This window comes from Micromonospora sp. NPDC047187, from assembly GCF_040643355.1.
Taxonomy (GTDB): Bacteria; Actinomycetota; Actinomycetes; order Mycobacteriales; family Micromonosporaceae; genus Micromonospora; species Micromonospora salmantinae.
This window is the reverse complement of the sequence record NZ_JBEYUF010000050.1, coordinates 1-6,987: the sequence shown is the minus strand read 5'-3', so window position 1 is coordinate 6,987 and position 6,987 is coordinate 1. Positions and strand designations below refer to the sequence as shown.

At 71.8% G+C, this 6,987-nt stretch carries 6 protein-coding genes; 2 read left to right on the top strand and 4 right to left on the bottom strand.

Going from position 1 to position 6,987, the window contains the following annotated elements:
• Positions 1 to 160: 160 nt before the first annotated feature.
• Positions 161 to 550 (bottom strand): Rv2175c family DNA-binding protein, encoded by a 390-nt coding sequence (locus tag ABZ794_RS33645; RefSeq protein WP_238690615.1) that lies wholly within the window; start codon positions 548 to 550, stop codon positions 161 to 163.
• A gap of 188 nt (positions 551 to 738) precedes the next feature.
• Here ABZ794_RS33645 and pknB point away from each other — a divergent pair, with 188 nt between their 5' ends.
• Together pknB and ABZ794_RS33635 are read left to right on the top strand one after the other, a co-directional pair.
• Complete coding sequence (gene pknB / locus ABZ794_RS33640; RefSeq protein ID WP_357519454.1) at positions 739 to 2,727, top strand: Stk1 family PASTA domain-containing Ser/Thr kinase; 1,989 nt, start codon at positions 739 to 741, stop codon at positions 2,725 to 2,727.
• A complete protein-coding gene (locus ABZ794_RS33635; RefSeq protein WP_357519452.1) occupies positions 2,727 to 3,596 on the top strand; it encodes a deoxyribonuclease IV in 870 nt (289 codons plus the stop codon). Before pknB ends, ABZ794_RS33635 begins: the two co-directional genes overlap by 1 nt.
• Positions 3,597 to 3,685: 89 nt before the next feature.
• Here the strand turns inward: ABZ794_RS33635 and ABZ794_RS33630 are convergent, their stop codons facing one another.
• The 3 genes from ABZ794_RS33630 to ABZ794_RS33620 all read right to left on the bottom strand — a co-directional run bounded on the left by ABZ794_RS33630 (position 3,686) and on the right by ABZ794_RS33620 (position 6,805).
• A complete protein-coding gene (locus ABZ794_RS33630; RefSeq protein WP_210787291.1) occupies positions 3,686 to 4,720 on the bottom strand; it encodes a GntG family PLP-dependent aldolase in 1,035 nt (344 codons plus the stop codon).
• Between the two features lie 84 nt (positions 4,721 to 4,804).
• Positions 4,805 to 6,211, bottom strand: coding sequence for a class II 3-deoxy-7-phosphoheptulonate synthase (locus tag ABZ794_RS33625; protein ID WP_112725193.1), 1,407 nt, complete (start codon positions 6,209 to 6,211; stop codon positions 4,805 to 4,807).
• Positions 6,212 to 6,298: 87 nt separating this feature from the next.
• The gene (locus ABZ794_RS33620) at positions 6,299 to 6,805 is read right to left on the bottom strand and encodes a hypothetical protein (protein ID WP_357519449.1); all 507 of its coding nucleotides are present in this window, start codon (positions 6,803 to 6,805) and stop codon (positions 6,299 to 6,301) included.
• Positions 6,806 to 6,987 lie beyond the last annotated feature (182 nt).

Sequence of the window (6,987 nt, the reverse complement as noted above, 5' to 3'; positions counted from 1 at the left end):
GCCCGCGCCCGCGGGCGCGGGCGCGGGCGCGGGCGCGGGCGCGGGCCACGGCCCGCGTTGATCATGAAGTTATTGCCACGACACGCCGAGCGGGTTGGCAATAACTTCATGATCAACCGGGGCGGGGCGGGGTGGGGGGTCTGGGGTGGGGCGGGGTGGGTTAGAAGCCTTGGGCTTGGGCTCGGCGTTTTACCTCGCGGGCCTGGTCGCCGGAGAGGGCGGCGGCTGGGGTGGCACCGGGGAGGGTGTCGTCCGGCTCGTAGAGCCAGCGCAGGACGGCCTCGTCGTCGTAGCCGTTGTCGGCGAGCAGATTGAGCACGCCGGGCAGGTGCTTGAGCGCGGTCTGGTTGGCAACCAGGTCCGCTGGGATCCGGCGGACGCCGTCGCGGCGGACCGCCAACAGCTCCCGGTCACGGATCATCTGGTGCACCTTGCTGATCGACACGTCGAGGCGTTCGGCGACGTCGGGCAGGGTCAACCAGTCGGCCGGGTCGGTGGGGCCGGCGAGTTCCAGGCCGGGCGCGGCCTGGTCGGGTACGGGTTCGGTCACCCGACCACCCTGCCACGCCGCCGCCGCGACGAGCCACCGGCACCCCGGGCGGCCCATCTGCGTCCTCTTCCCTGATCGCCGCTGACCAGCGAACAAGGGGCGGGGAACGCGGCGGGACGGACCGGTTCGGCATACGGCTGTAGCATCCTGTTCATCCCTCACCCTCTGGACACATAGACTGCCTGCCGATGGACACTCAGGTCGCCGACACGTTGCTGGGCTCGCTGATCGACGGGCGCTACCGCATTCGCGGTCGCGTGGCCCGTGGTGGCATGGCGACCGTGTACACCGCCACCGACGAACGCCTTGAGCGCACCGTCGCTGTCAAGATCATTCACCCGACCCAGGCCAGCGAGGCACGAGCCCGGATCGCCAACTTCGTGGCCCGGTTCACCGACGAGGCGAAGACCATCGCCCGGCTGACCCACCCGAACGTGGTGGCGGTCTACGACCAGGGCACGCACGCCGGCCTGCCGTACCTGGTGATGGAGTACGTCCGTGGCCGCACCCTGCGTGACGTGCTGGCCGAGCGGCGCCGGCTCAACCCGGACGAGGCGCTGGCCATCGCCGAACAGATGCTCGCCGCGATCGCCGCCGCGCACCGGGCCGGTCTCGTGCACCGCGACGTCAAACCGGAGAACGTGCTGGTCGCGGAGGCGCCTACCGGTGGCGTCGCCAACCTTGTCGACAGCGTCGTGAAGGTGGCCGACTTCGGGCTGGCCCGGGCGGTCGAGGCGAGCGCCGACGAGGAGCAGGGCAACCAACTGATGGCCACCGTGGCGTACGTCGCCCCGGAGTTGGTCACCGAGGGCCGCGCCGATCCGCGCACCGACGTCTACTCGGCCGGCATCGTGCTGTTCGAGATGCTCACCGGCCGGGTGCCGTACGACGGGGACCGCCCGGTGGACGTCGCCTGGCAGCACGTCGACCGGGACGTGCCGACGCCCTCGACGCTGGTGCCGGGCCTGCCGTCGGTCCTCGACGACCTGGTGCAGCGGGCCACCCGCCGCGACCCGGGAGCACGGCCCGCGGACGCCGGCGCGTTGTTGGCCGAGGTGCAGGTGGCCCGGGATCGTCTGGGCGACGCCAACAGCCACACCGCCGTACTCCGCCCGATCAGTGACGCGCCGTCGCTCTCCCAGCCGACCATGATGGTCGCGACGGTCCAGCCGCCCAACCGCCCGTCGTGGGCACGACTGCCCGAGGGCGCCAGCAGTCAGGGGCCGGGGCGGCGTCGGGCCGCCCCGGAGCCGGCGGAGGGCCTGGGCGCCCGGCTCGCCGCGCTGCGCAGCACGGTGCTGAGCAACCCCCGTGGCCGGCTGGCCGTCGCGGCCGTGGTCGTGACGCTGGGCCTGGTGGCCGCGCTCGGGGGTTGGTGGTTCGGCGTCGGCCGCTACACGGACGCTCCGCAGTTGGTGAGCCTGAGCAAGGCCGAGGCGCAGGCGCGGGCCGACCGCAGCGGGCTTCTCGTCAAGTACGCTGAGCCGCGCTTCGACGAGAAGGCCCCGAAGGACAGCGTGCTGGAGCAGAGCCCGGCGTCCGCTGCCAAGATCGCCAAGGGTGGCACGATCACCCTGACCCTCTCCCTCGGTCCGGAGCGTTTCCCCGTACCGGACGTGATCGGCAAGGAGTTCGAGCTCGCCGAGGCGGATCTGGTCAACGTGAAGCTGGTGGTGGCCAGGGGCACCGCCCGCTACGACGACAGCCTGCCGGCCGGGGTCGTGGTGGACAGCTCCCCCAAGGTGGGCACCGAGGTCAAGCCCGGTGCGAAGGTCACCCTCATTCTGAGCCGGGGCAGGGCGCCGGTGACGGTGCCGAACCTGGTCGGCAAGAGCCTGACCGACGCCCGGACGACCCTGGCCCAGCTCAACCTGGTGTTGAAGGAGACCTACAAGGACTCCGACAAGCCGAGGGACGAGATCCTCGGGCAGAGCCCTGCCGATGGCGCCGGCGTGGAGAAGGGCACCGAGGTCAAGCTGGATGTCAGCAAGGGGCCACCGCTGGTCGCCATGCCGCGGGTGATCGACCTGCCGTGCCAGCAGGCCAAGCAGGCGTTGGAGGGTCAGGGCTTCCCGGTGACGATGGCGATCAACCCGAACGCCGTGGTCCGGATCCAGATCCCGGGCGAGAATTCGCAGGTGGCACCCGGCACCCCGGTCACCCTGACGTGCTTCTGATGCCGACGATCTCCGCGCGGCCGGTGGGCACGCACACTCCGACCTCGGGTGGGCTGGCGAAGGCTGCCCTGCCGTACGCCGACGCGACCGGTGCGCAGGTGGTGCAGGTCTACGTCTCCAACTCGCGAGGCTGGGCACTGCCCGACGGCGACCCGGCGCAGGACGCACTGTTCCGCGACGGTTGCGCCGAGCGGGGCATTCCCGCGTTCATCCACGCCGCGCTGCTGGTCAACCTCGGCTCGCCCACCCCGGCCACTGTCGAGAAGTCGGCCGAGACGCTGGCGCACGCGCTTCGTCGGGGCGTGGCGATCGGCGCGCGCGGGGTGGTGTTCCACGCGGGTAGTTCGGTGGACGAGGGGCACGCCGAGGCGGCGATGGGACAGGTCCGCGAGGTGTTGCTGCCGCTGCTCGACTGGGCTGCCGCCGCTGGCGGGCCGATGTTGCTGGTCGAGCCGAGCGCCGGCGGGGGCCGCTCACTGGCCTCCCGGGTGGAGCAGCTCGGGCCCTACCTGGACGCGGTGGACGGGCACCCCATGCTCGGGGTCTGCTTCGACACCTGCCACGCCTGGGCGGCCGGCCACGATCTGGCGGCGGAGGGCGGCATGACGGCGACCCTGGACACCCTGGTGGCCACCGTCGGTGCGGACCGGCTGCAGCTGGTCCACGCCAACGACTCGAAGGATCTGTGCGGCTCCACCCGGGATCGGCACGAGAACATCGGCAAGGGCAGCATCGGCGAGCCCGCCTTCGCCGAGCTGATGGCGCACCCGGCGACCGCTGGGGTCCCGACCGTCGTGGAAACCCCCAGCGAGAAGCAGGTGGGCCACGCCGCCGACATCGCCACCCTCACCCGCCTGTCCCACCCCTGACCCCAACCTTGTTGATCAAGAGGTTTGCGTCACCCGGCGACCGGGATCTGACGCGAATCTCTTGATCACCGAGGTTGGGGTCAGGGGGTTTAGGCCGCGGCGAGGATGCGGGGTAGGGCTGCCAGGGCGCGGTCGATGTCCGCGTCGCTGAGGCCCAGGTGGGTGACCAGGCGGGCGGTACGGGGGCCGAGCACGGAGATCAGTACGCCCTCGGCCCGCGCCGCGGCAGCCAGGGCCCGCGCGTCCAGAGTGTGCTTGGTGAGGTCCAGCGCGACCAGGTTGGTACGGACAGTGGTGGCCAACACACCGAACGGCGCGACCGCCTCGGCGAGCCGGGCCGCCTTCGCGTGGTCGTCGGCCAACCGGTCGATGTGCTGCGCGAGCGCGTACCGACCGGCGGCGGCGAGAATGCCGGCCTGGCGCATGCCCCCGCCCATCCGCTTGCGGATCAGCCGGGCACGTTCGATCTTCTCCGCGCTGCCGATCACCAGCGAACCGACCGGTGCGCCGAGGCCCTTGGAGAGGCACACCGACAGCGTGTCGAAGAGCCGGCCGTACTCGATCAGCGGCACCTGGTCGGCGACGTGCGCGTGCCAGATCCGGGCGCCGTCACAGTGCAGCGCGACGCCCGCCTCGTCAGCGACCCCGCGCAGATCCCGCAGGGTCGAGAGCGGAATCACCCCGCCGCCGCCGCGATTGTGGGTCTGCTCGACGGCGATCGCGCGGGTGGGGACGGCGAAGTAACCGTCCGGTCGGATCATCCCGGCCACCATCTCCGGGTCGATGTCCGCGCCCACGGCGGGCCAGGTCCGCGAGGTGATCCCGCCGTACGCGGCCGCGGCGCCGATCTCGTACGTGACCACGTGCGCGTCGGCGTCGCAGAGCAACTCGTCGCCGGGCGACACCAGCAGTTGCAGGGCGATCTGGTTCGCCATCGAACCACTCGGGGCGAACAGCGCCGCCTCGTGCCCGAACAAGGCGGCGACCTCGGCCTCCAGCGCGTTGACGCTCGGGTCCTCGCCGTAGACGTCGTCACCGACCTCGGCGGTGGCCATCGCCTCCCGCATCCCGGCGGTGGGTCGGGTCACCGTGTCGGACCGCAGGTCCACGAACAGATCAGGCACTGTCATCCTTTCAACTGCCGACTGCGGGCTCGTAAGCTCACTCCTCGCGTCAGCCATGGTCATGCCGGCTGCGGGCTCGCAAGCTCAGCCACGCAGCATTTCCGCTACGAGGAAGGCCAACTCCAACGACTGCTGGGTGTTCAGTCGCGGGTCGCAGGCGGTCTCGTACCGGTCGGGCAGGTCGAGATCCTCGATCCCCTGGGCGCCGCCGAGGCACTCGGTGACGTCCTCGCCGGTCAACTCGACGTGCAGGCCGCCGGGGTGGGTGTCCAGCCCCCGGTGCACCTCGAAGTAGCCGAGCACCTCGTCGACGATGCGGTCGAAGTGCCGGGTCTTGTAGCCGTTTGACGATTCGTGCGTGTTGCCGTGCATCGGGTCGCACTGCCAGACCACCTTGGCCCCGGCGGCGGTGACCTTGGCGACGATCGGCGGCAGCGCGTCGCGTACCCGGTGGTTGCCCATCCGGCTGATCAGGGTGAGCCGACCGGGGATGTTGTCCGGGTTGAGCTTCTCGCACAACTCGATCGCCTCGTCCGGGGAGGTGGTCGGGCCGAGCTTGACCCCGATCGGGTTGGCGATCCGGGAGATGAAGTCGATGTGCGCCCCGCTGATCTGCCGGGTGCGCTCGCCGATCCACAGGAAGTGCCCGGAGAGCCCGTACGCCCGACGGTCGGAGACCCGGGTGAGCGCCCGGTCGTACTCCAGGGCCAGGGCCTCGTGGGAGCAGTAGAGCGTGACGGTGCGCAGCGCCTCGTCGTCGGTCATGCCGCAGGCCCGGATGAAGGCCAACGCCCGGTCGATCTCCCGGGCGATCGCCTCGTAACGCTCCCCCGCCGGGGAGTTCTTCACGAAGCCCTTGTTCCAGTCGTGCACGGCGTGCAGGTCGGCGAGCCCGCCGGCGAGGTACGCCCGGAGCATGTTCATCGCCGCCGCCGAGTTCGCGTACGCGCGGATCATGCGCTGTGGATCGGCGACCCGGGCGGCCGGGTCGGCCTCCAGCGAGTTGATCATGTCGCCGCGGTACGCGGGCAGGCCGCGGGCGTCGGTCGGCAGCGAGCGGGGCTTCGTGTACTGCCCGGCGACCCGGGCGACCTTGACCACCGGCAGCGACGCGCCGTAGGTGAGCACGATCGCCATCTGGAGCAGGGTGCGGGCGTTGGCCAGCAGGTGGCTCTCGGTGTTGTCCACGAACGTCTCGGCGCAGTCACCACCCTGCAGCAGGAACGCCTTGCCCTCGCAGACCAGGGCGAGCTTCTGCCGGAGCTGGTCCACCTCGTAGGGCGCGACGACCGACGGCACGGTGTCGAGGACCTTGCAGACCGCGGCCACGGCAGCCGGGTCGGACCACGGCGGGACCTGCTCGCGGGGCAGTTCCCGCCATCGGTCCAGACCGAGCGCGGCGTCCTCGGCGGAGTCGACGGTCGGTCGGCTGGTCTGCAGGCCCGGGCTGCCCACCGCGGGATGGCTCAGCTGATGCCACTCATGGCGCATGACAGAAAGCGTACGGCGACGGTCGGGGTGCCCGGGCGGCGAGGGGGACGGTTCCGGCAGATGGGAGATCAACCTGCCGGGCGCTGGTCAGGACGCGCGGGTAGGGGCGACGCCGGTCGGCGTCGCGGCGGCCGGCTCACCCGGCGCTTCGCTGGCGATGCACCAGTCGCTTCCGTCCCGGGTGACGGTGAAGACCAACGGCCGGACGACGGTGCGCTTGCCGACCGCCACCGAAACCGAGACGCGGACCTCCTGCCCGAGCGGACCGGACCGGATTTCCGTGATGGCCGCCTCCGGCACCTGGAAGTGGTCGGCGAAGTCACCGTTGGGGCCGGTGGCGCCCAGGTCGAAGCCGTCGTGCAGCAGAGCGCAGAGCTGGCTGCGGCCGGCGGCGACGTCCTTGGCCGCCATCGCGTCGAGGTACGCCTGCACGCGCTCCCGGGAGCGGGTGGCCGCCTCCTCTGCGGGGGCTCGGGCCGGCTTGGCGGCGGACTTCTCCTCGTCCTTGCCGCCGATCCCGCAGCCGACCAGGGCAACCGGCAGCAGCATCAACCCGGCGGCGGTCGCCGCCAGCCTGCGGTGCGTCGCGCGCATGATCACCTCCGTCGGCGGTGAGATCGAGACGTGCCGAGCCGCGAGTCTGCCACATCCGGCTGAGCGAACCCAACGGCGGCGGCCCGGTCGACCGGGGCGCCGCCGGGCGCCGGGCGGGCGTCGCTCCGGGCCTGGCCTCCCGGCGGGGCGCGGCCGACCGCGCGGCGGGGCGCGGCCACGAG